The organism is Gordonia sp. BP-119 (genome assembly GCF_016924115.1).
GTDB classification, from domain to species: Bacteria; Actinomycetota; Actinomycetes; order Mycobacteriales; family Mycobacteriaceae; genus Gordonia; species Gordonia hongkongensis.
On sequence record NZ_JAFFZF010000029.1, the window covers coordinates 1 to 25,838 of the forward strand.

Below are 25,838 nucleotides of genomic sequence, written 5' to 3' on the forward strand. Positions count from 1 at the left end.
CTCGGCGAGGTGGTCGTGATACATCCTCACAGCCCGCTCACGCGTCTCTGGATCAAACTTCCTCAGTGCACCCATACCGGCATTCTCCTGGTGAGATCACGGTCTCCACCAGACCCAGGACGGTTCACTGTGGACCCAGACCGCCACCAACGCCACCGGCCTGCTCACACCCCCAGTCGCCATGGCCATCAACAACTTCCAAGGCGCACCACGCGGCCTCGACGAGGCCCTGCCCACCCAGGGCGGCTCGGAAACCCTGAGCATCGTGTCCTCGGGTGTGGTGCCCTTCCGCAAACACACCACCCCGACCAGCCACGCCCAGGCCATGCCGACAGTCACCGCCGAACAGACCCCCGGCCTGCTCACCGCGACCGGCGACCCCGCCCTGCTCGCAGGCTGGTTCAAACAGAACGGCAGCACCGGCACCGAAACCGCCGCCCACCCGCTCACCGATCCCCTCGGCACCATGACCAGCCGCGACACCACCGCCCTGCTGGCCACTCACTGGCGCGACGCCCTCGCCGAGATTCCCCTCGAAGAGTGCTTCTTCCGCATGATGACCCCCCACGAGGTCGGCCGCGGATGCGGATTCGACCCCGACTTCGGCGACCACAAAGGCACCTTCACCGTCTGGGGAAAAGGCCGCGACCAGATCGACGGCTACGGCAACGCCGTCACCCCACCCGTGCCCCTGTGGATCGGCACCCGACTCCGCGAGGTCCTGCACCCCCGCGGCGCGTAACCATCACCGGCCCCGGCGAAACCAGCCACGCCGGGGCCGGTCAGACCCACACCCCAGCAGGAGAGGAAGTGTTCTCGTGCCGGTCACCCACCACACCGATTGCTATTATTGCTGCATGATCGACGCTGGCCGGTGGGGCGCGATCCGCGACCTGGCGGATCGCCAGTTCGGCCTGTTCACCACCGCCCAAGCCCGCCACCTCGGCGTCGCTCCCTACGTACTCGCCCGGCTCGCCGAGCGTGAGGCCATCGTCCGGGTGCATCACGGCGTCTACGAGCTCCCCGAGTCCTCGGCCTGGACGACCCTCGGTGACTGGGCGGCACAGTGGTTGGCGCTGCACCCGGCCGCCGACATCGAGGAACGCCGCGCCCACCCCGACAGCGTGGTGAGTCACGCCGCCGCCGCCCAAGTTCTGCGACTGGGCACGATCACCGCATCCGGCCTCGAGCTGAGCAGCCCGCACCGGATCAGCGTCCGCGACCCCTCGGTGCGCACCTGGCGCCGGCCGATCGGCGACCGCGGCCGCGACTGGGACCTCGTCGACGGACTGCCGGTGACCACCCCCGCCCGTACCGTGGCTGACCTGCTGTTCACCCACGGCGACGGCGGGCACATCGGGACCGCGCTGCACACCTGCCTGAGCGAGTCACTGGTCGACGCCGACGAACTGATCGCAGTGTGTGACCGGGCCGCGCCGCGCTGGAACTACGCTTCCGGCGCCGACCTGTTTGCCTCGCTGCTCGATCAGGCCCAGATGCCGGCCGGGCCGGTGCTGGTCGGCTGATGCCCTATGCGTCCGAAGAGGCCTTCCGCGCCGGACTGAGAGCCCGCCTGTCCGCCGAAGCTCGCACGAGCAGGTTCAGCCGCGACGAGCTCGCCCGCGCCGTCACCCTCCAGTTGTTCCTGGCCCGGCTGTTCCGCTCCCCCGACGCCGACCAGTGGATCCTCACCGGCGGCACCGCCCTGCAGTTCCGCGTCCCGACCCAAGCCCGCCCGACCGCCGACGCCGACCTGGCCACCCGCCTCGACGCCGAACACATGCAGCGATCGCTGCGCCAGGCCGTCCAACCCGGCCCCGGCGATTTCGGCGAGTTCGACGTCACGATCACCGCGACCCGTAGCCCAGGCTTGTTCGCGGGACGTATCCACTACAACATTGCCGGACAACGGTTCTCCAACGCCAAACTCGACATCGCCACCCACCGAGAGATGCTGCTACCGCCCGAGATGTTGAGCCCTCACCCCGTGCTCGCGCTCGACGAACTCGACCCCATGCCCGTGATCCGGATGCAAGCCGCCGCCGAAGCGGTCGCCGACAAGGTCGCCGCGCTCTACGAGCTACACGGCACCCACGGCGACACCCCCTCCACCCGCGCCCACGATCTGGTCGACCTCGTCATCCTCGCCCGCACCCAGTCATTCGACGCCGAGCAGCTCCACACCGCGATCCGCCACCAAGAACACCGCCGCGGTCTGACAATCCCGGTGCCGTTGGTCCTGCCCAACCCGACCTGGGAACGTGACTACCCCCAGCACGCCGCCCACAGCGGTTTGCCGGCGAACCTGCACCAGCCCGACGCCGCGCTCACGGCCGCCAACAGCCTCATCGAACCGGTCCTGACACGCGTAACGGGGCACGGCCGGTGGAACCCCAACGACGGTGTTTGGACGTCGGAGGGAACACGCACGATCGGAGAACTTCTCGGCGACACCCGCGCTCCACGCACGGCGCCTCGAACATCCGAACCGGAGACCTCTACCCGGCCGCCAGAGCCACCGGCAGAACGCTCCCGCGACCACGGACCCGAGCTCTAGATTTGACCAGCGGCCCGCCGCAAAGCGGGCACAGGGCAGCGAAGGCAGGAGGCAGGAGGACGCGATGCGTGAGGTGTTCGGTGAGTGGTACCCCGCCGATGGCGACGATGAGCGCCGCGATTTCGTCACCACAGCCAGAATTGCGTTGGATGCCAACGTTCTACTCGACCTGTACCGGATATCGAAAGAGTCCCGCGAGAAGATCCTCGCCCAGCTCGAACGGGACGAGATCCGTCCCCGCCTCTTCCTTCCGTACCGCGCCGGCCTCGAATACCACCGTCGACGACTGACTGTCGCAGCAGAACACGCCAAGCAATACTCAAGAGCTACGACCCTAATCTCTGGGGCCAAGAAGAATGGCGCCCACAGTCCACTCCTGCAAGACCTCCGCGCAGCGGTCAAGGATGTCAAGGACACAGAAGTACGGGAACGGCTACTCGATGCGATAGACAAGGCATTCAAAGAAGCCGCGACCGCGGTCAGCGAAGCACTGCGGACAGAGCGAGAGTCGAACATCCTCCACCCCAAACAAATTCAGATAACTGACCCGATCCGAGACCGTATCGACAAGCTGTTCACCGATCCCGGTCAGATCGGCAAGCGGCGGACAGCAACCGACCTCCAGGCACGGGAGGACCAAGCGCGTGCTCGGCTCGCCGCTGCCATGCCCCCCGGGACCGGAGCCGATGAGTCCAAACGCGACGGCGGAATCGGAGACCCGCTCATCTGGATGGAGATGATGGACCTGGCCAAAACTGACGAGCAGAACGTGTTGTTCGTGAGCAACGACATGAAGGCAGACTGGCGTCAAATCGTCGATGACAAGGACTTTGGGACATTGCCCGACCTCCGACGGGAGTTCGCTGACGAGACCGGCCACCGCTACCACCACATCAGTACCGACGCCTTCCTCGATGACCTCAACAAGTACCTGAACGCCGATGTAGACGAGGACGTGATCGACGAGGTCAAGCACGCGCGAGTCTCACTGACCTCCGCGGGCACGCCACATGGGGGAATGAGGGTCACAGAGCTTTATCCAGAGCTTGACGCGGACTACCGGGAGATAGCTCGGGTGGTGGCCAGGAACAGCGAAGCTGCGGACCTGTTGCAATCCTTCAAGCGGGATCGCGGCGCAGCAGAATACGAGCAACGACAGGCATTCGTCTCCGAGCTAGCCAAGATCGTGCGCTCCCCAGAGTTCCAGCAGCGCATTGCGGCTGCCCGCCGCAAACTTCACGACTACGGCTACAGCTACGACATCGACGACGACAGGCCCGGTGATGGTGATGACCCCGCCGAGGCTGATTCCAGCGCAGACGACTGAGGGATCTCAGCGCCACGCGGCAATGGCGCGTCGTTCACTCCTTATAGAGCAGGCAACCACAGGAAGTGCCGCAGGCGAAGCTCCAGGTGGGGTGGGCGGCATGGGTGTGCACTCCCCAGGGGTGTCCGCATACGCAGTCGGGGAAGAACTGGCGATCCCAGCGGTCGCAGAGGTCGTCGACGGTCAGCGTTCCCGACGGGTAACCCACGGCGCCACGGAAGCCGACACACTGGTACTTCGACCAGGTGGGGTCGACCTCGACCGGGCATCCGAGGTACCCCAGGTCGTGGTTGATGACCAGCCCGTAGTCAAAAGTGTTCTGCCCGCAGCGTCCGCACCAGTCCTCACCAGTCGGTACGGGCAGGCCGTCGGGTCGCCCCGCGCGACGTTGCTCCCACAGCTGGCGCAGGGCGGCGACCTCGGCCTCGAGGCGGCGTTGCTCCTCGATGCGCTCAGCGGTGCCGTCGAGCAGATCGAGCAGGTCGATGTCGTGGTGGTCGAATGATGTAGGTCGGCGCGTCATTGGGTGTCCTCTCAGGTGACGTCGCGGGTATCAGTCGGCGGCGTAGATCGGCGTGCGGGTCAGGAACAGGCATTCGCGGTTCTCGTCATCACCGAAGACGACCCCGACACCGGTGGTGAGGATTTCGGCGAGACCGAGTGCCCACTGCGACCAGGTCAGATCGACCATGGCGTGCACGTGCTCGATGGGCACCAGCTCGGCGTGGCCGGTCTGCAGCACGCTGGTGGCGCGGATGATCTCACGCGCGCTCGGGCTGGCGGCGATGTTGCTGTAGCTCCATGACATGCGATGCCCCTCTTAGTGAATGCTGCTGCGACCGTGCGACTCCCGGCGATACGACCGCCGAAAGCACGTACCTCATAGGGTTCACAATATGCACCCTATGGGGTACAGCCAAGTCATGACCACAACCACCCTCCCGACATCAGCGACCGCGGTGCCCTCGCCCGGCCAGCAACTCGACATGTTCGCCGAAGCGGCCCGCGATGAACGCGAGACCGCCGAACGCACGACCGGCGTGCCCAGGCTGTATACGTTGCGGTGCACCACGATTGCCGACTATCAACACGCGATGACGCAGTGGAGCCAGGCGTGGCCTGACCTTGCCTGCCTGCGAGACTCGCACGGCTGGCACGTCGCGATCGGTGAATACGCGAGCAGCCGGGAGCCGACTAGCGCGTGCATCCCGATCACCCTGCAAACCGACCTCCGATGCAACCGGGCATCGCACCGCGGCTGCCTGTGCGTGGGTGATCTGGTCTCGCGCAGCTTCTGCCGAGGCTGCGGCTGGCACTCCGAGGTCGTCGACGACGACACCGACGCGGCGCTGCTGGGCCTGGACCACTGCTTCCCCGGATGGCGCGACGACCCGATCGTGCCCTCGGCGCCCTACGACGACGGACCCAAGCGCCGCACCCGCCGCAACTGGGAAACCACCGTCACCGAACTGCACGGCACCGACCGTCCCCAGGGCTACCCGATGATCACCCGCCGCGGACCGCACGGGTGGCGAGCCGTGCCGGGCCGGTCACTGTGGGGAGGCTACGACGTCGCCGCCGAAACCCTCGGCCGATGACCGACACCACCGATGGTGCCGTGCCCGACCTGTCTGTCGGGCACGGCACGCTCTCGCTCTTCCCTGGCTCTGGCAAGCTCGACACCACACGATCACCGACCGTCTCCGAGAGGCCCGATCCCATGTCGAGCGACCCGTCCGTCGCCAGCGTTGACGAGACCGCCGTCATGGCCGCCGTCGGTGCGGCGATCGTCGCCCGCCGCGCCGAACTCAAGATCAGCCAGCAAGCCCTGGCGCGCACCGTCGGCACCAGCCGGACCTTCCTGCGCGGCATCGAGGCGGGCGAGCGTGCGCCGACCGTGGTCACACTCACCCGGATAGCCCGCGCCCTGCACACCACACCGAGCGCGCTCATCACCACCATCCGCTGACGCCGGCCCCGCCACTCTCAACGCCGCCAGTAGCCGTCCCGAGGGCCAGGGCCCTCTTGCCTACCGGCGCAGTCACGCAACCCCCTGCAATTCCGAAGCTATTCGGTGCGTGTTTCTCTGGAGATTTCCAAACGTATAAAAGAATCCTGGAATAGGTGAGGTGGAGGGCATTCAAAGGACCCCTAACAGCATGTCTCGGTGCATTTCTTCGACTACTGAAAGACGTTGCAGCCCTTGCATATACAGCCCTATAGATATAGAATAGAAGAAAGCAAACAGCCACCGAAGAAAGGCTTCAGAAATGACCATAACCGTGTACACCAAGCCCGCTTGCGTTCAATGCCACGCCACCTACAAAGCGTTGGACAAGCAAGGTTTGGCCTATCAGGTGGTCGACATCAGTGCCGACGACGACGCCCGTGACTACGTGATGAGCCTGGGTTACCAGCAGGCCCCCGTCGTGGTCGTCGACGACGGCCAGCAGTCATGGAGCGGATTCCGCCCCGATCGGGTGAAGGCACTGGCCACCGCCGCCTGACCCGACCAGTCCCGCAACGTGGGTGTCGCACTTGCCGTCGACGACACCCACCCCGAAGTACACCGACCAAGGAGAACCAGGATGAGCCGTCCATCCACCACCAGCGCCACCAACGACCACACCCAGTGGACTTTCGGTGGCCTCACGATCGCCGCCGACAACGCCTCACTGTGGGCCGCCCCCGCCGCAGCGGATCCCGCCGACACCTCCGCACCCCAGGTGCAGGCCACGCTCGCCGACGTCGAGGGAGACCTTGTCGTCAGGATCGCCGTTCCCAACGGCCTGGCCTACGTGGCCAACTTCGACGACAACATCATCCAGGTCACCCTGGCCAACATCCATTCCGACTGCTGCCAGAGGTGCGGGGAACACTTCAGCGATCCGCACGCACCCGAGTGCGAGATCGGCGCCGCCGAAGAGATCGCGCTCGCCGCCCAGGACGACACAGCGATGCTCGCCGCCCTCGAAGCCCGCGCGGAACGGCGTCTCCGATGAGCGACACCCTCGACGCCGCTCTCGCCGACATCACGGCCACCACCGGGCTGGTGTTCACCCGCACCACCTTCGGCACGCAGCGCAGCGGGCACCTCGCCTACACCCGCACGCGCGACGTCGTGGTGATGATCGACAACGACTGGCAGGCACTCATCGACAACGGCGCCGGTGTCTTCGCGCCGAGCAACCCGCGATGGTCGCCCGTTCACCCGATCGTCATCGCCGTCTACGAAGGCGGTGACCTCACCCGCCTCCCGCTCACGGAGGTGTCCACTCGCCGCGCCGACATTGCTGTGCTTCCCCACCTGCTCGATCAGGCCCTCGAACTGGCCGACCGCGCCCGCCGTGAGTGCGGCCACTTCCTCGGCTATGACTACGACGGCCGCGGCGACACCACACGAGGCCACCAGGTGATCTGAACCATGCCCGCCGCGACCCCACCCGACCCGTCGGTGAGCGCCGCCGCTCACGACGACGCGGCGCTCGCTGATGGCCACGGGTGGGCCAGCGACACCGGCCACGCCGAGGTCCTGTTGCTCTCGGCGCTGCTGTGGGCCACACCCGCCCACCACGACGACCTCGCTGACATCGTCGGCCTGGTCCGCGCCGAAGACTTCTACGTGCCCGCCCACGGCGAACTGTTCACGATCATCGCCGACCTCATCGCCGACGGGACCCGCCGCGCACACGACGCCACCACCGTCGCCCACGAACTACGCCGCCAAGGCCGCGCGGCCACCCTCGGCGCCGAGCGCCTCACCCGCGCGCTCGTCGCGGCGACCTCCGCCGGCGCCGACGGCATCCAGGCACGCCACTACGCGGCGATGGTCGTCGCCGACGCCTACCGCCGCCGCTACCGCGCCGCCGGAGACGGCATCACCCACGCCGCCGACCACCTCCCCGAAGCCGAACTGTGGGACTACATGTGCGCCCACGGCATCGCACTACGCGAACACCGCACCCGACTGTCCAACCTGCGCCCGAACTAAGACATCGAAAGGAACACCGCCATGCCCACCACCGACATCCGATACCCGGCCGCCGACCTCGCCAAGCTCCACGCCGACGCCTACACCCTGCGCCACGTCGACAACCTCACCTGGGACCAAGTCGCTACCGCCCTCGATGAACCCGTCGCCGTGGTCAAGGACTGGGCCCAGACCTACATCGACCGCACCGACGCCGCCGCCGCCGAACAGCAGATGTCGCTGTTCGACTGACCCCTGCCCGCACCCGCCTCGTTCGGAGCCCTTGTCCATGCGCACCCTCACCCGTCTCGCCTCCCGCACCGTGCTGCGCCTCGCGCTGCTCGCCGCACTCGTCGTGGCAGCATTCGTGGCCCTCAGCGGCGTCGTCGACGCCCTGCCCGCACCCGGCGACCTGTGGCCGCGGACGACCTCTGTTGCTGCGCCGTCGCGGCCATCAGGCGGTACCACGCCCGCAGTGGTCACCAGAGTCATCGACGGCGACACGATCACCGTCTCCACCGACACCGATCCCGCGCTCACCGTGCGGCTACTCGGCATCGACACCCCCGAGGTCCGCAAGCCCAATACCCCGGTCCAGCCGTGCGGCCCGCAAGCCAGCGACCGCACCCGCGCACTCGCCGCCCCCGGCACCACCGTGCACCTCGAGTACGACCCCACCCAAGACCACACCGACCGCTACGGCCGCGCCCTGGCCTACGTCTGGATCGGCGACACGATGCTCAACCACACACTCGTCGCCGAAGGGTGGGCACGCACCTACGTCTACAACCACCAACCCGGCCGCCACGCCGACGCCCTCGCCGCCGCCCAACGCGACGCGCAAGCAGCCCGAGCCGGTGTCTGGGGCCAGTGCCCGCGATAGCCGAACCTCAGACGCGCACAGGGGCGGGCGCCCGCAGCGGCGGTGCCATGGTGATCCACCGTCCGGTGCGGACCCGATGCGTCAGCGCGAGCGCGACCACGCCCGCCGCAGCAACACTGACTAACCCCCAGAAGGCCAACGCGTAGCCCTCGCAGATGTTGTATGCCGCGTGCGCCAACGCGAACCCGATCACGAGCCGGTAGTCGCGCCATCGCCAGACCATGTACGCCGACACCACTGCCCACAGGCCCATGCTCACCCAGAGGCCGGCCCCGTAGTACACGTGATAGGCCAGCCGCATCGGAACGAGCACGCACAACGCCGCGATCAAGCCCACACGAGTCGACGGCAGCCACATCGCCAGCGCCGCGATCGGCACCGCGACAACGAACACCTCCTCACCGAACCCGGCCCTCAGTCCCGCGATGACCGCGGCCGCCAACGGACGCTGCGCTGTTGTGCTCGTGTCGTCGACGGCGAGCGCTGGCAGCGCGAGGTCGACGAGCCACCGAAGACCCAGGGTGGCATACACGCTCAGTACGTACACGCTCACGCACGCCACGTAGGTCGAGCGCGACAGCGGAGGGCGGCGAGTCCACTGCGGCCACGACCACCACCACGGCCTCGTGGTGAGTTCGCGAAGGATCAGCCAACTGAGGCCGACGAGCGCACCACTTGCGACGACAAGCCGTAACCACACCAGCACTTCCCCAGACCAGGAGAACGGCTGCGTGGACGCGCCTTGCCCGTAGCGGTCGATCGCTGTGGAGATACCTTCGCCGAACGCGGCCGCGTACGCCGCAGCCGCGATCACGAGCGCGCCGACGCGCGCAGCGTTGAACTGCCAACGCCCGCTCACGATCTGCGAGCCTGTGGGTTCGAGTTCGAGCATCGAAGTCCTCTTTCGGGCCTTGGGGCGGGACGACGCCGCAATGCGGTTTGTGCCCCTCGCGTGAGCGCCCGGGCACTAACACAAGGCGGGTGTCTGTTTCAGAACAGGCCGAGCTGGTCGGCGGCCGCGGACGGTACGGGCTGGAACAGCCGATGCGCGTGGTCGGGGTCGCCGCCGTCGCGTAGGTAGGTGCGCAGCATGATCGAACGCGCGGCGCGGTCGATAGCGGTGGTTGGTCGTGATCCGCGGTGGCGGCCGAGACCGACGGCGTAGGTGAGGTTGTTGGTCTGGGTGCCGATACGCACGTGGGCGGAATCCACGCGCACGCACAGAGGTTCATTGCAGTAGTGCTCGCCGATGTCGGCGGCGTCGGCACCGAGGTCGGGGTGCACCAGCAGCAGCGCGAAACGGTGCGCACTGATCGCTCGTTGACGGTTGTTCCGCCGGAAGGTGAATCGGCCGTACCCGTCGGGCGAGCTGATCGCCCCGATCCAGTACCAGCAGCCACGCGGTGTGAGTACGACGTGCTGCCAGAAGTGTTCTTCGGCGCGAGCATCGGGCATCAGCGTCGGGTCGGTGACCACACCCGGCGACGGAGTCGCGGTGCCGACCGCCAGGTGGGTGGCCGGCACCGCGAACAGGCCGAGTTGATCGTGGTCAGGGTCGACACTCATGGCCGAACCGTAGAGCCCTAGGCCGACATCACCGCCGGATCGGATGGCTCACCGCGGGTCTCATCGGTGGCCGCATCCGGCGCGACAGGATTCGGTGTTGGCTCCGCGCTGGGGGTGGCCTTCTTCGTCGCGACGGACAGGCCCGCCTCACGCAGCAGCGTCTTGGCTTTCGCGGCACTGATCTCCACGAGATCGGCGGCGCCACTAACACTTCCTACCCGCTCGGCGATCGCGGCGAGCGCGGTGGCTTTCGCCTTCGCTGACCGTTCGGTAATCACTCGCAGTTCCGCTTCGGCAGCGGCGAGTTCGGAGTCGGCTTGCAGGAACTCGGCGATGTTGGCCTCGTTGGCTTCCATCACCCGCAACTCAGCTTCGAGTCTGCGTTCGAGTTTCGCGCGTTCCTCGGCTCGACGCGTCTCCAACGCCCCGAGGGTTCGTTTGCGCGCAGCAGCGCGCGCCTGACTGGCAGTGAGTTTTGAATTGTTCGACGGCATACCAGCCACGATAACGCCGGCCAACGCCCCCTCGCCACCGCCACACGCCCGTTCTCGGTGCACGTTTCACCCTCACTCCCCCTCAACCTCGCCACCGTTTCCGCGTTCCCAGTCCCACCCCTCAGCCTTCTCACCTGCACCAACACCCCTGCGCCACCACTTTCCACACCACCTCCCCCGATCTGCAAAATCAGATAACTCCCACACACCTCTTGCATTCCGGATTCGTCCGACGAAATTCATGTGCCAGAATGCAGCCATGGCCGGTGCCGGGGCGTGCGATCACTGCGGTGGCGTGCTGCCCGGAGACGGCGGACCGCGACGCGGTCGGCCGCGTCGCTGGTGCTCGACGAACTGCCGCCGCGCGGCGTGGGTCCGCCGCCACGACCGGCCCGCCGCGACTGGGATGACCGCTCAGGATGCGGTGGCCCAGGTGCTGGCCTCCCCTACCGCCACCGCGGAACTTCTCGGGACGCTGGCCGAGCGGATCGAGGGCGGCGACGAGGTCGCCAGCGGAGTCATTGCCGAGCTGGTCCGGGCGCACCGCGCGAGCGTCCATGCGGTGATCCGGACCAACGAGTTGCGCCCGTTCCGACGGTGATTCGGCCGTGACCGCCACCATCCACAAGCTCACCGCCGGCGACGGCTATGAGTACCTGACCAAATCCGTTGCGGCGATGGATGCCACCGACAAGGGGCGGGTGTCGCTGGCCGACTACTACAGCGCCAAAGGCGATTCCCCGGGCCAGTGGATCGGGTCTGGGCTGGCCGGGTTGAGCGATGTCGGGGCCGGGCTGGAAGTGTCGGAGCAGCTGCTCGGCAAGCGCACCGTCGAGGCCGGGTCGATGGTGTCGGCGGTGCAGATGAAGGCCTTGTTCGGCGAGGGTCGCCACCCCAACGCCACCGCGATCGAACAGCACGCTGTGGCGTCCTCGGACTGCCGAACGGCCGAGGCGTTGGCGGCGACGAAACTGGGCAACGCCTACGCCGTCTACAACGAATTCCCGGAGTTCTTACAGGAACTGGCGGTGGTGTTCCGCGACCACAATCTCGCCCGCGGCGAGCGGTGGGATGCGGTCATCGACGACGACACCCGGGCGGCGTTGCGGACTGAGTTGGGCCGCGAGCGATTCACGCAAACTTACCGTCGCCCGCCGCGGGATTCGCGCGAGCTCTCAGGGTTTATCGCGCAGGAAAGCCGCCGGCGTCAGTCGGCGGTGGCCGGTTACGACATGACGTTCAGTCCGGTGAAATCGGTGTCGGCGTTGTGGGCGGTCGCGCCGCTGCCGATGGCCGAGAAGATCGAGGCCGCCCACCGTCAGGCGGTCGCCGATGCACTGGCGTTCATCGAGCGCGAAGCGTGCCTGTCGCGGTTGGGAACCGACGGCATCGCCCAGGTCGACACCGACGGTTTGATCGCCGCGGCGTTCACCCACCGAGACTCCCGCGCCGGGGACCCGGACCTACACACCCACGTCGCCATCTCCAACAAGGTGCGGGTGCGTGACGCCGCCGGGATCACCCGGTGGATGGCCCTGGACGGCACCCCGTTGTTCAAGGCCACCGTGTCGGCCTCGGAGGTGTACAACTCGCGCATCGAGCTCTACCTCCAGCGCGATCTCGGGGTCTCGTTCAGCGAACGCCTACAGGCCGATGCCCGGAAGCGACCGGTCCGCGAGATCGACGGTGTGTCCACCGAACTGATGACGCAGTGGTCGTCGCGACGCGCGATGATCGAGCGCCGTCTCGGGGAGTTGTCGCAGCAGTTTCACGCCGATCACGGCCGCGAACCTACGACCGGTGAGGCGTTCGATCTGGCCCAGCGGGCCACCCTGGACACCCGCGAGGCCAAGCACGAACCCCGCTCCTATGCCGAGCAACGCCACGCCTGGCGCAGCCAAGCGCGTCGCGTCCTGGGCGGCGATCGGGCGATCAGCGACCTCGTGCACGAGGTCACCCACCCGCGCCCCCGGACTCGTGAGTATCCGGAGTTCACCGACGAGTTGTGCACCGACCTTGCCGGTGCGTGCATCGAGACCATCTCGTCCACCCGCGCCCGCTGGCAGCGTCCGCATCTGCGCGCCGAAGCCGAACGGCAACTGCGTGTCCGCGACTTCGCCGGCATCACCGACACCGACGAACTCGCCGCCGCCATCGAGCGCATCGTCGACACCGCACTGGCCGCCGAGACCAGCGTCGCGGTGTCCTCTGATGCCCTCGACGGCGACCTGGGCGAGCCGGAAGTGTTGCGCCGCGCGAACGGCGAATCGGTGTTCGTGCGCCACGACGTCGCCCTGCACACCAGCACCGAGATCCTCGCCGCCGAGCACCGGATTGTGGCCGCCGCCAAACGCGCCGACGGCCGCTGCCTCGACGAGGCCACCGTCGAGATCGCGTTGCTCGAGCAAGCCGCCAACGGCCGCGAACTCAACGCCGGCCAAGCTGCCATGGTGCGCGAACTGGCCACCTCCGGGCGCCGTGTGCAACTGGTGCTGGCGCCCGCCGGTACCGGTAAGACCACCGCCCTGCGCACCCTCGCCCGGGCGTGGACCGACAGTGGCGGAACCCTCATCGGACTGGCCCCCACCGCCGCCGCGGCCGCGGTGTTGCGTGAAGAACTCGACACCACCACCGACACCGCCGCCAAGCTCGTCCAACTCGCCCACGCCAGCCGCGACCGCGCCCTGGCCGCGACGCCGCCCTCGCGCACCGTCGGCAATCCTGAGCTCGCGGCGAAGGTGGCCGCGGCACAGATGAAGCTGGCCGACCCCGGGTATCACGCACCCAAGGAGCCGGACTGGTTCACCAGTATCGGACCCGACACCCTCGTCGTTGTCGACGAGGCCGGAATGGCCTCGACCGCCGACCTCGATGAGGTGATCCGGTGTGTGGCCGCCCGCGGTGGCAGTGTGCGGCTGGTCGGCGACGACCAACAGCTCGCCTCCATCTCGGCCGGCGGTGTGCTGCGCGACGTCGCCCACGAAACCGGCGCTCTCACCCTGAGCCAGGTGGTGCGGTTCTCCGATGCCGCCGAGGGTGCGGCGTCGCTGGCGCTGCGCGACGGTGACCCTGCCGCGCTCGGTTTCTATGCCGACCACGGCCGCATCCACGTCGAGTCTGACGCCGTGGCCGCCGATGACGCTTACCTGGCTTGGTTGGGTGATCGCGCCGCCGGACGTGACACGGTCATGCTCGCCGCCACTCGCGACACCGTCAACGCCCTCAACGAACGGGCCCGCGCCGACCGTCTCGCCGGCATCGACCCCCGCCTCCGCGGCCCCGAGCTGCGCCTGTCTGATGGGTTGGCCGCCAGCGTCGGCGACATCATCAGCACCCGCAGCAACCGCCGGGATCTGCGCCTGTCGGCCACCGACTGGGTCCGCAACGGCGACCGGTGGCGGGTCACCCACATCGGCGCCGACGGCACCCTCACCGCCGCGCACCTCGACCTCAACCGGCACGTGCAGCTACCCGCTGACTACGTCGCCGAACACACCACCCTCGGCTACGCCTCCACCATCCACGCCGCCCAGGGCATGACCGCCGACACCTGCCACGTCATCGGCTCCGACGCCCTGGACCGCCAGCTGCTCTACGTCGCGATGACCCGCGGCCGCCACGGCAACCACATCTACCTGCCCACCACCGAAACCGACCCGCACAACGCCACCACCCCCAAGGCCCGCCACCCCCAGACCGGGCTGGAAACCCTGGCCGCGATCCTCGGCCGCGACGGCACCCAGCAGTCGGCGACCACCGCTCAACGCGACGCCGTCGACCCGTTCCTGCGTCTGTCCCGGGCCGCCGCCGCCTACGACCACGCCCTCGGTGCGGCCGCCGAACACACCCTCGGCGCCAAGGCGCTGCGCGACCTCGAACACGACGCCGACACCCTCTACAGCACCCACACCGGCACCCCCGCCGGCACACTGACCACGTGCGCAGCCTGGCCCACCCTGCGCACCCACCTCGCCACGCTGGCCCTCGGTGGCGACGACCCGATCGCGCGGCTGCAAGCAGCGATCACCCACCGCGAACTGGCCACCGCCGCCGACCCGGCCGCCGTGCTCGACTGGCGCCTGGACCCCACCCAGCAACACTCCGCAGGCGGCGGACCCCTGCCCTGGCTGCCGCGCATACCCGCCGGGTTCGACGACCCACAGTGGGCGCCCTACCTCACCCGCCGCAGCACCCTCGTCACCGACCTCGCCGCCGCCGTCACCGAACGCGCCCACGCCTGGGACGCCACCACCGCCCCCGTGTGGGCGCGTCCGCTGCTCCTCGCTGACGCCGAACGCGGCGGCGAGCTCGTCGCCGAACTCGCCGTGTTCCGCGCCGCCCGCGGCGTCGACGACACCGACCGGCGTCCCGCCGGACCGCGACCAGATTCCATCGCCTTGGCGCGGCGTCACGCCGCGCTGACCGAGCGCGCCGACGCCCTGGTCACCACCACCGCCGAGGCCGCCCGCTACGCCGACCTCGCCCGCGACCTCGACCCCCACCTGCTCGCCGACCCGTACTGGCCCGAACTCGCCGACCACCTGTCGCTGGCCGCCCGCGCCGGCCTCAACGTCGATGCTCTGGCCCGCGACGCCCTCGCCGACAACCCGCTGCCCACCGAAATGCCAGCCGCCGCTCTGTGGTGGCGCCTGTCCGGTGAGCTGGCCCCCGCCGCGGCCGAAGCCACCAACACCGGCCTGCGCCCCGACTGGGCCGACGCTCTCGTCGGGATCGTCGGGGACCGGGCCGCCGAAGCGATCCTCACCGACCGTGCCTGGCCCGCACTCGTGGCCGCGGTCAGCGCCGCCGACTCCGCCCAGTGGACCCCCCACGAGCTACTCGACCTTGCCGACACCCTGCTCCACAGCGGCACCGACGACGACCACACCGTCCGCCTCGACGAATACGCCCGACTACTCACCTGGCGAGTCGAACTGCTCGTCACCTACAGCAGCCACGCCACCGACACCACCCCACTACCGCCGGCACCGCCCACCCCCGAAGACGAAGCCGCCGCCGAAGCCGCCGCCGAAGCCGCCGGACTGGCCGACCCCTGGGCCGACACCCGCACCGGACAACCCGGCAACAACCTCGACGAGAACGTCGGCGTCGACGAGGACTACCTCGCCGCGCTCACCGCCACCGAACCGCCGCCGGAAACCGGCATCGACGTCCTCGACCCGGACGACCTCGACCGCTACGAGGACCTGGACTTCGACGACCTCGCCGCCGACGCCGTCGCTGCACCCGACCGCTTCGCCGCGCCGACCGACCTGGCCGAATGCATCGCGCTCCGTTACGAACTCACCGCCCAACTCACCGAACTCGGCACCGACATGGCGCAGCTGCGCGAGGCGATCAACGCCGGCACCAGCGCCCACCAGCAGGCCATGGCCCCACGTGTCCTGGCGTTGCGCGCGGCCGCCGACCACCAGTTCGCCGCGGCCGCCGACACCGCCGGGCATCACCACGACCTGATGATGGCCGAACAACTCATCGAAGACCTCACCAACCAGGCAACCGCCCTGCGCCGCACCGCCGCCCAGCTCCGCGCCGCCGACACCACCGACCACGACCCCCTCAGCGACGACGAAGCACCCGACCTCGCCGCGCTACGCGCCGAAGCCGACGCCACCGCCCTGGACTGGCGCATCACCGCCGCAACCGCCGACCGCGACGCCCTCGCCGCCGTCTACAACGACGCGAACGCCCGCCTCGAGACGGCGATCGCCGAATCCGGCGGTGTCCGCGTCACCGACACCGACGTCGAACTCATGCGCCTGCAAGCCGCCGAACTCGACGAACTCAACCTCGCCGACCTGCGCGCCCGCCGCGCCGACCTCACCACCCGCATCTACCGAATCGACAACCGCCTCAACCACGTCCACGCCCTCACCCACACCGCTCACCACCACCGCGACACCTACCTCATGCCCACCACGGCCACCGCACCCGTCGCTACCCCCGACGCGGTCACGCCGTCGACGACGCAACCCGCCGCCGAAGCCACCGCCACCGCGGTCGCCGAACCGGCGGCCGACGCCGAGCTGCGTGACTGGCTCCACCAGGACCCGCTCCGCGCCATGAGTGACGACCAGCTCACCGCGCACCTACGCACCCTCACCCGCCGCCACACCCTCGCCGTCGACGACCTGAAAACCAGCCGACCCGCGCCCGAGCAGACGCCGCGGGTGCGCGCCGACCACGCCGAACTCGCCGCCACCGTCGACCGCATCGCCACAGCCCGCACCGCCGGCCACGCTCTCGCTGACGCCGCTGCCCGGGTCGCCGACGCGCGCGCCGCCCTGGCGGGACTGCCGCCAGCCGGCCGCGGCCGCAAAGCACGAGCCGAGCACGACCAGCACCACCAGCGCCTCGCCGAGGCAGTCGCCGCGGCCGAGCGTCAGCACCAGTACCTCGCCGCCGCCCACGAACAGACCCGTCGGGACGTCGGTATCCCTGAATATCAGTGGGACGAGTTGACCGCCCGCGCCGCCGACACCGCCATGCTTGCAAGCGAACTCGCGGCCGCCGAACACGCCGACAACCGCGCCCGCGAACTCCGACAGAAAACCCTCGACGACCGCGACACCACCGCGGTAGCGATCGAACACGGCCGAGCCGAACGCGACCGCCGCCAGGCGCTACCCGCCGCCCGACGCGACGCCGAAGACGCCATCCGGGTTGCCCTCAACCCGCCAGACCCCGAAGCAACCCCCACAGCAGCACCCCACTCGCCCGTGCCCCACGCTTCCGACCTACCCCCAGCCAGGGATAGGGGCCACGACTCTGGTCTGGGCGACTAACCCTCGCTCAACCCCAAGAAGTTGGGCACGGCAGGCAGCGCCCGCCGACTGACCGATCGTGGAGCGTCGAGAACGTGCGAATTTGCTAGCGTAACGGCACGGTCGATGAGGGGGATCACTGTCTATGGGCCTGAGACGAGTCAGAGTCGGGCGGAGCTACTTCGCCGCCTTGGGTGTCAGCGTGGCCTTGGCCGTCACGCTCGCGGGATGCGGCGACGGCGACCAATCAGCAGAGGTGGCGACCTCCACCCAATCCACAGCAACGCAATCGACTTCGTCGCCTGAGGCGTCCTCGCCGACATCGGTGACCGACGGGTCGGTGGCGCCCTCGCAGGCTGTCGACGCCACTGTTCGAGGTCCCGGGACCGTGTGCGAATCGACCCAGGCTCGGCGCATCGTGATCAACCGCGGCCACGCCGACTGCGCACAAGCGGTCCGCATCATCAGCGCGATCCCGGGAGTGGGAGAAGCCGCGCCGCCGGACATCGAAGGCTGGTCCTGCGGACGCGACGGTGGTTACGGGAACCTGGCCATGTCCGGCTACATGTACCGCTGTGACCGCGGCGGTGATCAGGTCCTGTCGCAGGACGATTCGGTGCCGGTGGCGGCCAACTGGGTCGACAACAACGACTACTACCGGGCCAGTGACCAAGTCGACGGACAGAGTGGCTTTTACTTCCAGAGCCCTACTGGCTACTTCGCCTGCGCGATCATCGGCACGCCTGGTGCGGCCTCGGCCGGATGCCACGGCCAGCTCCCCTCTGCGGCCCCGACCATCAACCAACATCCAGACTTTCAGACAGCCAACACCATCGACTCTCTCAACGGCGAGCACGGGCAGCTTCGGCAACGCGGTGACCCGCAGTACCAGTTCATCAGCGACGTAAAGTCTCGCGTTCTCCCCTACAACCAGCCGATCTTCGTCTCCGGCTACACCTGCACCGTCGACAGAGACGCCGGCACCACCTGCCGCAACTTCGACACCGGCCACGGCTTCACAGTGAACCGATCGACGTACAAGCTGTTCTAAACGTTCCCACCGAGCGAAGGAATGCCGCCGCGCACCGCGACGAAAAGAAATACCGAACACCTGAGCGACCGCATTGGACTGTGAGGCATGACGTCCACGGTCCGCATCAGCACCCCCATGACGGGGGTCGTTGCGCGGAACGCTGAGGTCGTCCGCCGGATGATGCCGCGACTATCCGACTTCGGCATCGCCACACCGCGACCGTTCGCGTCCCTCATTCGTACCGCTCCGACCGTGTCACTGGTCGATTTCCCGGACCTCTCGCCCGTCATGAGATCGGTGGCGCCGTCGATTCCCACACCGCACCAGACCAGATGATCGCTGCGTCGATGGGCCGGGAGTCCGGCAACGTACGGCCACTGCCACCGAGCGCAACATCCGCGAACTCGAGGGTGCACTCATCCGCGATCCGCGCGGCCTGTGCCGGCGGACCCGTCAGTATCGCCCCACCGGTAGCTACCGCGAGACTGAGCGCCGCACCCGCCACCCCCGCGCGTATCCCCGACCTCGTCAGCATCGTGTATTCCCTTTCATAACCCCGACCTTTGCCATCGCGAATGGTAGTGCCAGGATGTCCTCCCCGTCGACGCCTCAGTCGGAACGCGGTGAACGTCACTGTTGGCCATCACCGCCCGCCTGACAGCGCCGGTCCGTCCGATCGCCCGAACGGCAAGGGTCGCGCAGGCATTTCCTGCGCGACCCTTTGTGTGGTCAGCGGACTTTACGTAGGTAGACGTCGCCGGTGGGGACGCCGCCGGCGAACAGAACACCTTTGTAGCCGTGTGGTGTTTTGCGTAGTTCGATGCGGGAGTACCAGTGCGCGACTGGGTCGCCGGCGATTGAGACGATGCCGCCGTTGCGGGTCTGGGTGATGTGGCTGTTGGTGGCATTCCACGGTCCGACGCCGTAGATGTCTTGGAAGAGGCGGTTGCCGATCACTCGCGCGTTGGATTCCGGGTAGGGGATGACGCCGTACATGACCAGCTGGTACTTGTATCGGCCGTCGTCGATCTTCGCCTGCGCTTGCCCACTACCGAGGCCGAGACCAGTGGCGAGGCCGGCAGTGATGAGAAGTCCGGCGACGATGGTCTTGACGGCGGTGGAGAGTCGAGCTGTTGGCAAAGGCATGAGGTCACGTCCTGTTCGGTATCGGTTGCTGGTGATGGGTGCGCGGGTGTGGCGGTTCGCTTCTATCACGAACCCGGGACAGACGTGCCCGGCGACGCTGGTCGCGCGTGGCGAGCCACGCCTGTCCGGTGTGGGTCACGGCCGATCGGCGGGCGTGTGCTCCGGGGGCCAGGTGACCTTCACGTGGCGGGTTGTTGAGAGCGGTTGCCCGTTGGCGAGTCAGGTCCGAGGCGGCCTGCTCGATCTGCTTGCCCGCAGGGCGGAGCGCGGCATCGGGGGGGCGGCAGCGTGCGCGCACCCGCCAACGCCTCCGTCTGAACGCGGCGAACGTCGCTGCTGTACTCACAGATCCAGGTCCGGGTCGCGCTGGGGCTGTGTGCCCTCACCGAGTGGATCGTGCGGCGATTGCGGCGCGTCCGTGGCCTGTGTGCGCTCGGCGTCCGGTGCAGGCCGGGTGTCCGCGAGCAGTGTTCCGATTCCCGGTTCTGCTGTCGTGGTGTCCTTCTCGGCCTGGTAGAGCTCTGCTTGGTGTTGGTGGGAGCGTTTCATCGCGGCGATGTACTCGGTGGCATGGTCGAGGCCGGCTTCTTCGACCATGACCGGGGTGGGGTTGAGTTCCAGACTCCAGCCGGGTCCGCGACCGGCGCTGCGCATCCGTTCTTCGGCGGCTTGGCGGGCGGCGACCGCTTCCTCGGACTGTTGGGCCTGTTCGATCTCCATCCGCAGTTGCCGCAGCCGAACCTGCTTGGTCTGCAACTCCTCCGCCAGGCCGAACGGTGCGTCGATACGCGGAGCATTGACCTCGACTTCGCGTCGGTAGCTGGCGATGTCGGCGACCAGTTGAGCACGGGTGTCGTCGAGCCCGGCGTACAGGTTCTCCAGGCGGGTGGCGAGACCGGACGCGGTCGCGGTGCGCCGCTCGCTGGTGGTGAACACCTGAGGGGCGTCAAGGGTGAACCCTGGCCGCCCGGGGCAATCGAGCCACACGTGAATCTTGTCCTGGGCGAACTCGCGTGAGGCGTGCGCCTGGAGCCCTGACGGTATCGACGCGATCGGCATGGATTGCTTCATGCCGGCACCTTTGAGCTCGTGGTAGACCGCGGTGACCCGCGACAACAGCGCCTCGGACCGTTCCGGACGTTTCGACCGGGGCCGGTCTCCGGTGACGACGAACTCCTTGCCGGCGTCAATCCACTCCTGGTGACCGGCCAGCAGAAGATCGAGTTTCTCGATGCTGGCTTCCAATCGTGGGATGGCCCGGTCGGCGGCGGCCACGACCCGCCGCGCGTGGGAGCGTGAGTCGGCGTGGGCGCTGGCCAATGCGGACAGGCTTTTCACCTCGTCTTCCAGGGTCGCCATTTCGAGGAACCGTTCGTCGCCGGTCGCGGCGGCTTTGGTTGCGGCGGCCGCCTCAGACAGGGAGTCGTCGGCGATGTCGTCGACTTCGGCGACGTCGTCGAGCTGGCCGCGTTTGGCCTGTTCGATGAACGCCGCCTTGGACTCGACCTTCGACCACATGACGGTGTCGGTGGTGCCGGCGGTGACGTAGTTCAGAATCTCGATCCGAGGATTCTGGTTGCCCTGCCGGATGATCCGGCCTTCGCGTTGCTCGAGATCGGCGGGCCGCCACGGCACGTCCATGTGGTGCAGACCGATCAGGCGGCCTTGGACGTTCATGCCGGTGCCCATCTTCGAGGTCGACCCGACCAGCACTGCGATCCGACCGGCTCGGCAGTCGGCCTGCAACGCCAGTTTCTGCGACGGCGACTTGGCGTCGTGGATGAACGCGATCTTCTCCGCGGGCACCTGATACTGCTCGACGAGAAGGTCTTTGAGGTTGGAGTACACCGACGGGCCGTCGGGTCGCGGGGTACCACGGTCGCAGAACACCAGCTGCAACGCCCCGCGGATCGGGGACCGCTCCCCTTCCTCAGTGAGGTACTCGTTGTCGGCGGTGGCGTGGTAGATGCGGGCGACCTGTTCGGCCACGGCATCGGCGCGGGTGTTTCCCGGATCCGGTTCGAGGTTGGCCAGCGCCGGGTCGAGCGCAACGTTGCGGCCGTCGTTGAGGATCTTGAGCACGTTGTCGATGTCGGCGCGTCGCGGGTCGAGATGGTCGGCCCGATAGTCCAGATCGGCGATGAAATCGCGCCGCTCCTGACCGGGTGTGCTGGTGATGATCTGCCGCCCGTCATGGACGGGCAGATTGGCTGGGACCTGTTCACGGACAACGACATCGGTGTACTGAGCCGCCATGGCGAACATCTCTTTGGGGTTGGCGAACGCCGACACCTTCGACACGACACGCAGTTTGGTGCCGGTGGCGTTGGGAATCGTCTCGGAGCGGGTCGCGGTGAACGACGCCGCCCAGTCGGTGATCGAGCGGACCCCGGCCGCCTCCAGTACATCCGGGCGTAGGTATTGCTGCATCACCCACGACTCGGCGAGCGAGTTCGCGATCGGGGTGCCGGTGGCGAACGTCGCGACCCGCTCAGCGCCCGGGGTAATGACCCGCCCGGCCGCGACCGCCTGATGCTGGCGACGCTCACGCAGGTAGTCCAGCTTCAATGACAGGTCCTCGGCCTTGTTCGACCCGGTCAGCGACAGCGAGTCGATCGCGCACTGGCGGCCCTTGTTCTTGTACTCGTGGGCCTCGTCGACGAACAGATAGTCCGCGCCGGTGTCTTCGAACAACACCCCGTGGTCCTTCTTGGCCTGATCGGTCGCGGCGTCGAGTCGTTTCTGGAGCTGCTTCTTTGCCTGTTCGATCTTCTTGACCGTTGCCTGGGTCATGTCGCCTGCGCTCGCGGACAATTCGGCGTCGAGTTCGGCGAGCTGGCCGGAGATGTAGTCGACACGGCGCTGGGGGTGGACCCGGATCGCGGAGAACACCGAGGCTGGGATGATGACCATGTCCCAGTCGCTGGTCGCGGTCTGGGCGGCGAACACGCGGCGGTCCTCAGGCGACATGCCTTTGCGTCCCACGAGTACGTTCGCTGCGGGGTACCACATCTTCACTTCGCGGCCGAACTGCTCGATGAGGTGGGTGGGCACCACGATCCACGGCTGATTGACCAGGCCGCGGCGTTTGAGCTCCATCGCCGACATGAACATCGTGCCGGTCTTGCCGGCGCCGACCACGTGATCGAGCAGCACCGTCGGCTCGGCGAGAATCCGCGCTACCGCATCGCGTTGGTAGGGGTGCGGCTCGAACACCGGGGACAGACCGGGCAGTGCCAGCCGTGATCCGTCGTGCTCGGGGCGGACCCAGGTGTTGAAGCGGCGGTTCCACTCAGCGACGAGGCGGTCGCGGCGCTCATCATCCGACCACAGCCACGACCGGAACTCGGTGGTGATCTTCTCGGCTTGGACCTGGGCGAGGATGGTGGCCTGGGCATCGACTTCCGGTGCCCCCTCTTCCTGCGCTGGCTTGGGGTTTTTGACCACGATCGACCGCTGGTTGAGCAGCATTTCGGTGAGGTCGATCGCATCGAGCGCCTTGTTCTTCCTGTCGGCATTGTCGGCGCCATACTCGGTGCGCATCAGCGCGCTGTTGCGTTCGTCAGGTGGCACCTCGACGCCCCACGAACCGGCCGCGCGCGTCACTCGGGCACTCGTGGCGCCGAAGGTCTCGCGCACGAACGCTTCGTAGTCGCGCGGCTCGATCCAGGTCGGTCCGAGTTTGACCGACCCGATCTGGGAGGGCTGCTTGTCGTCCGGAATCACCTGCGCCAGTGCTTGTGTTAGCTCTGCCCAGTCCCGGTTACCGGGATCGGTACGGGCAGCTTCGGCGGCGCGGGCGTGTTTGGCGCGCACGTTGCCCGACAACGCTGTGGGCGCGGGCACCAGGTCCTCGGGCATGTCCGGGTCGGCGTAGACCAGCCCACGGATCGACTCGCGCGCCTCGGCGGCGGGTTGGTCGAGCAGTTCGGCGACGCGGTCGAGATCAACCCGGCCGCGTTCACCGAGACTGATCGCGACCGCCTCGGCCGGGGTGTCCGCGCGTGGCACCGGGACCGGCGCGACGACGACGTCGCGGGAGAACACCGCGGTCTTGCTGACCGTGCCGGTCTGGTCGTCGTAGCGTTCCAACGCCAGCACGCCGGCCATCCCTGGATCGGCGCGGACCGCCTCGAGATGGGTTTGGCGCCGCGAGGGTGCGCTGACCTGCCATGCTTTCTCATCGAGCTCGGCCGCCACATCCTCGGGCAGCGGGCCGGGATAGTCGGCGCCGTCGGCGTCGCGATTGGCAGTACGCCACTTGCCTTCGAGTTCTGTGAACTTCTTCGCGGCTTCCTCGGCGGTGCGTTCCTTGCCGCCCACCAGCTTCGCCCGGTTCACCGGGCCGTAGGTGTTGAGGTATGCGTCGTAGACCTCGTTGAGGTCCGCGCGCAGCGCATCCCGCTCGGCGCGGCTGCTCTGGGTGCGCTGGGCGGCGATCGTGGCCGCGAACAGATCACGCAGCCGCAGCAGGTGCCGGGTCTCGGTGGTGCGGGTCGCGGGCACCTTCATCGGCTCGTCGCCGTCGATCCCGCGGCGGGTGAATACCCCGGTGGTCTCGTCGTAGCTGACGTGCCCGATCGGGATGTCCTCGCCGTAGAGGGCGTCGGCGTCCAGGGCGCCGGCGGTGAACTCCATCCCGGCTGTGGCGGTGTCGTCGGCGAGAAACAGTCCGTCGCCGCGCTCCAGTGCGGCGTCGACGATGTTGGTCAGTCGGTCGTTCAGGTCTGCGGCGACATCGCTGCCGGTTTCGGCGGCCACGACGAGCATCCCGTCGCGGTAGAGCCCGCGATCGACACGCATCGTGCCCAGCACATGCTCGGGATGGGTGGTGAAGTAGCGGTTCACCCCGATCTCGGTGGTCTCGCCGGTCCGGTCAGGGAGGGAGACGAGGTCAGAATGCAGCCAGTCGGCGTCCGCAGGTGCGGCGACGTCGGCCTCGCGGCGGCGGAACACCAGCACGTCGGTGACGACCTGGGTGCCGGCAACCCGTTCGAATGCCGTCGAGGGCAACCGGACCGCGCCGACGAGGTCGGCGACGGCGTGCATGTCGCGGCGGGCTTTGTCCGAGGCGGCATCCAGCGTTCCGGCCGTAGTGATCGCCATGACGTAGCCGCCGGGGGCGGTGAGGTTGAGCGACTTGAGCAGGAAGTGGTTGTGGATGCGGTGGCGGGCCGGATTGTGGATCGGGTCGTGCACGGTGAACCCGCCGAACGGCACATTGCCGATCACCGCGGCGAACGAGCCGTCCGGGACTCGGGTGGTCTCGAAACCCTCCAACCGCACTTGGGTGTCGGGGTAGAGCAGATGGGCGATCTGAGCGGTCGTCGGGTCGAGCTCCACGCCCACCATCTGCGCGCCGGGCGGGGCCAGACCGATGAACGTTCCGCTGCCACAACCCGGTTCGAGTACCAGCCCGTCGTCGAACCCAGCGCGAGTCATCGCCGACCACATCGTCTGGGCGATCGCCGGATCGGTGTAGTGGGCGTTGAGTGTGGAGGCCTTCGCCTGACGCCACTGCTCGGAATCCAACAGGGCGCGCAACTGGTCGCGTTCGGGTGCCCACTCCGGCTTGGACTCGTCGAAGATGTCGGCCGCGGCACCCCACCCCGACCACTGCGCCAGGACCTCGTGCTCGGCGGGCGTCGCCGGGCGTCCGGTGCGCGCTGTCTCGGTGAGGACCTCGAGTGCGGCGATATTGGCGCGGGCGCGGGACTTGGCCCCCGACGGCACGAGCACCGTCCCCGGATGGGTGAACCGGGTCGCGGCCACCACCTCGGTCGGTGCCGGGGTGGTGGCCTCGTCGAGGGCCGCGATGCTCGGCGGCTCCGGTTCCGGTGCCTCCGAGTCGGGGATGGGGTCGGGTTCGAGGCCGGCCACCACATGGTCGGCCTTGACGTAGACGACCGAGCCGTCCGGGCGGCGTGCGGGGGCGACTCGGGTGCTCGCCCACGCTGTCAGCGGCAACCCGGTCTCGGACTGCGGCACCTGCGGCAGTGCGTCGTCGGCCTTGGGTGGCAGCGGCGTGCCGCCGGGGTCGACGACGGCGGGGTCAGTTGGGATCCGCAAATCGTCCA

At 68.2% G+C, this 25,838-nt stretch carries 24 protein-coding genes; 15 read left to right on the forward strand and 9 right to left on the reverse strand.

Annotated elements, in window-relative coordinates; genetic code table 11:
* Positions 1-181 precede the first annotated feature (181 nt).
* From JW364_RS16325 to JW364_RS16340, 4 genes are all read left to right on the forward strand, one after another.
* Complete coding sequence (locus JW364_RS16325) at positions 182-742, forward strand: hypothetical protein (RefSeq protein ID WP_240199196.1); 561 nt, start codon at positions 182-184, stop codon at positions 740-742.
* 115 nt (positions 743-857) lie between these two features.
* The gene (locus JW364_RS16330; RefSeq protein WP_205333874.1) at positions 858-1,526 is read left to right on the forward strand and encodes a type IV toxin-antitoxin system AbiEi family antitoxin domain-containing protein; all 669 of its coding nucleotides are present in this window, start codon (positions 858-860) and stop codon (positions 1,524-1,526) included.
* Positions 1,526-2,557, forward strand: a complete 1,032-nt coding sequence (locus tag JW364_RS16335; RefSeq protein ID WP_205333873.1) for a nucleotidyl transferase AbiEii/AbiGii toxin family protein — start codon at positions 1,526-1,528, stop codon at positions 2,555-2,557. Before JW364_RS16330 ends, JW364_RS16335 begins: the two co-directional genes overlap by 1 nt.
* A gap of 64 nt (positions 2,558-2,621) precedes the next feature.
* Positions 2,622-3,884, forward strand: a complete 1,263-nt coding sequence (locus tag JW364_RS16340; protein ID WP_205333872.1) for a PIN-like domain-containing protein — start codon at positions 2,622-2,624, stop codon at positions 3,882-3,884.
* A 34-nt stretch (positions 3,885-3,918) separates the two neighbouring features.
* Here the strand turns inward: JW364_RS16340 and JW364_RS16345 are convergent, their stop codons facing one another.
* On the reverse strand, positions 3,919-4,407 hold the full coding sequence (locus tag JW364_RS16345) for a hypothetical protein (protein ID WP_205333871.1): 489 nt from the start codon (positions 4,405-4,407) through the stop codon (positions 3,919-3,921).
* A gap of 30 nt (positions 4,408-4,437) precedes the next feature.
* Positions 4,438-4,692, reverse strand: coding sequence for a hypothetical protein (locus tag JW364_RS16350; protein ID WP_205333870.1), 255 nt, complete (start codon positions 4,690-4,692; stop codon positions 4,438-4,440).
* Positions 4,693-4,807: 115 nt separating this feature from the next.
* Between JW364_RS16350 and JW364_RS16355 the strand changes: the two genes are divergently transcribed.
* The 8 genes from JW364_RS16355 to JW364_RS16390 all read left to right on the forward strand — a co-directional run bounded on the left by JW364_RS16355 (position 4,808) and on the right by JW364_RS16390 (position 8,737).
* A complete protein-coding gene (locus JW364_RS16355; RefSeq protein ID WP_205333869.1) occupies positions 4,808-5,482 on the forward strand; it encodes a DUF6349 family protein in 675 nt (224 codons plus the stop codon).
* Positions 5,479-5,853, forward strand: a complete 375-nt coding sequence (locus JW364_RS16360; protein WP_240199197.1) for a helix-turn-helix domain-containing protein — start codon at positions 5,479-5,481, stop codon at positions 5,851-5,853. The genes JW364_RS16355 and JW364_RS16360 overlap by 4 nt, the downstream gene beginning before the upstream one ends.
* Before the next feature lie 301 nt (positions 5,854-6,154).
* On the forward strand, positions 6,155-6,391 hold the full coding sequence (gene nrdH, locus JW364_RS16365; protein ID WP_014928901.1) for a glutaredoxin-like protein NrdH: 237 nt from the start codon (positions 6,155-6,157) through the stop codon (positions 6,389-6,391).
* A gap of 81 nt (positions 6,392-6,472) precedes the next feature.
* A complete protein-coding gene (locus tag JW364_RS16370) occupies positions 6,473-6,886 on the forward strand; it encodes a hypothetical protein (protein ID WP_205333868.1) in 414 nt (137 codons plus the stop codon).
* On the forward strand, positions 6,883-7,305 hold the full coding sequence (locus JW364_RS16375; RefSeq protein WP_205333867.1) for a hypothetical protein: 423 nt from the start codon (positions 6,883-6,885) through the stop codon (positions 7,303-7,305). Before JW364_RS16370 ends, JW364_RS16375 begins: the two co-directional genes overlap by 4 nt.
* Positions 7,306-7,308: 3 nt before the next feature.
* On the forward strand, positions 7,309-7,875 hold the full coding sequence (locus tag JW364_RS16380) for a DnaB-like helicase N-terminal domain-containing protein (protein ID WP_014928898.1): 567 nt from the start codon (positions 7,309-7,311) through the stop codon (positions 7,873-7,875).
* 21 nt (positions 7,876-7,896) lie between these two features.
* Positions 7,897-8,106: a hypothetical protein gene (locus JW364_RS16385; RefSeq protein WP_014928897.1), complete on the forward strand. Its 210-nt coding sequence runs from the start codon at positions 7,897-7,899 to the stop codon at positions 8,104-8,106.
* A gap of 37 nt (positions 8,107-8,143) precedes the next feature.
* Complete coding sequence (locus JW364_RS16390) at positions 8,144-8,737, forward strand: thermonuclease family protein (protein ID WP_144066083.1); 594 nt, start codon at positions 8,144-8,146, stop codon at positions 8,735-8,737.
* A 7-nt stretch (positions 8,738-8,744) separates the two neighbouring features.
* On the opposite strand, the gene JW364_RS16395 is transcribed toward JW364_RS16390, so the two are convergent.
* The 3 genes from JW364_RS16395 to JW364_RS16405 all read right to left on the reverse strand — a co-directional run bounded on the left by JW364_RS16395 (position 8,745) and on the right by JW364_RS16405 (position 10,797).
* On the reverse strand, positions 8,745-9,629 hold the full coding sequence (locus JW364_RS16395; protein WP_205333866.1) for a hypothetical protein: 885 nt from the start codon (positions 9,627-9,629) through the stop codon (positions 8,745-8,747).
* Between the two features lie 98 nt (positions 9,630-9,727).
* Complete coding sequence (locus JW364_RS16400) at positions 9,728-10,303, reverse strand: hypothetical protein (RefSeq protein ID WP_014928894.1); 576 nt, start codon at positions 10,301-10,303, stop codon at positions 9,728-9,730.
* A gap of 17 nt (positions 10,304-10,320) precedes the next feature.
* Entirely contained in the window at positions 10,321-10,797 is a 477-nt protein-coding gene (locus tag JW364_RS16405) for a hypothetical protein (protein WP_205333865.1), read from the reverse strand.
* Positions 10,798-11,056: 259 nt separating this feature from the next.
* Here JW364_RS16405 and JW364_RS16410 point away from each other — a divergent pair, with 259 nt between their 5' ends.
* Together JW364_RS16410 and mobF are read left to right on the forward strand one after the other, a co-directional pair.
* Positions 11,057-11,398 (forward strand): hypothetical protein, encoded by a 342-nt coding sequence (locus JW364_RS16410; RefSeq protein WP_240199198.1) that lies wholly within the window; start codon positions 11,057-11,059, stop codon positions 11,396-11,398.
* A 7-nt stretch (positions 11,399-11,405) separates the two neighbouring features.
* Positions 11,406-17,603: a MobF family relaxase gene (gene mobF, locus JW364_RS24540; RefSeq protein WP_307814800.1), complete on the forward strand. Its 6,198-nt coding sequence runs from the start codon at positions 11,406-11,408 to the stop codon at positions 17,601-17,603.
* A 156-nt stretch (positions 17,604-17,759) separates the two neighbouring features.
* Here mobF and JW364_RS16420 read toward each other — a convergent pair whose 3' ends face one another.
* Positions 17,760-17,951: a hypothetical protein gene (locus tag JW364_RS16420; RefSeq protein WP_205333863.1), complete on the reverse strand. Its 192-nt coding sequence runs from the start codon at positions 17,949-17,951 to the stop codon at positions 17,760-17,762.
* Between the two features lie 49 nt (positions 17,952-18,000).
* Between JW364_RS16420 and JW364_RS16425 the strand changes: the two genes are divergently transcribed.
* Entirely contained in the window at positions 18,001-18,633 is a 633-nt protein-coding gene (locus JW364_RS16425) for a hypothetical protein (RefSeq protein WP_205333862.1), read from the forward strand.
* Between the two features lie 268 nt (positions 18,634-18,901).
* Here JW364_RS16425 and JW364_RS16430 read toward each other — a convergent pair whose 3' ends face one another.
* The 3 genes from JW364_RS16430 to JW364_RS16440 all read right to left on the reverse strand — a co-directional run bounded on the left by JW364_RS16430 (position 18,902) and on the right by JW364_RS16440 (position 25,830).
* Positions 18,902-19,150, reverse strand: a complete 249-nt coding sequence (locus tag JW364_RS16430; RefSeq protein ID WP_205333861.1) for a hypothetical protein — start codon at positions 19,148-19,150, stop codon at positions 18,902-18,904.
* A gap of 194 nt (positions 19,151-19,344) precedes the next feature.
* Positions 19,345-19,761: a hypothetical protein gene (locus JW364_RS16435; protein ID WP_159372083.1), complete on the reverse strand. Its 417-nt coding sequence runs from the start codon at positions 19,759-19,761 to the stop codon at positions 19,345-19,347.
* A gap of 342 nt (positions 19,762-20,103) precedes the next feature.
* Positions 20,104-25,830: a DEAD/DEAH box helicase family protein gene (locus JW364_RS16440; RefSeq protein WP_240199199.1), complete on the reverse strand. Its 5,727-nt coding sequence runs from the start codon at positions 25,828-25,830 to the stop codon at positions 20,104-20,106.
* Between the last annotated feature and the right edge of the window lie 8 nt (positions 25,831-25,838).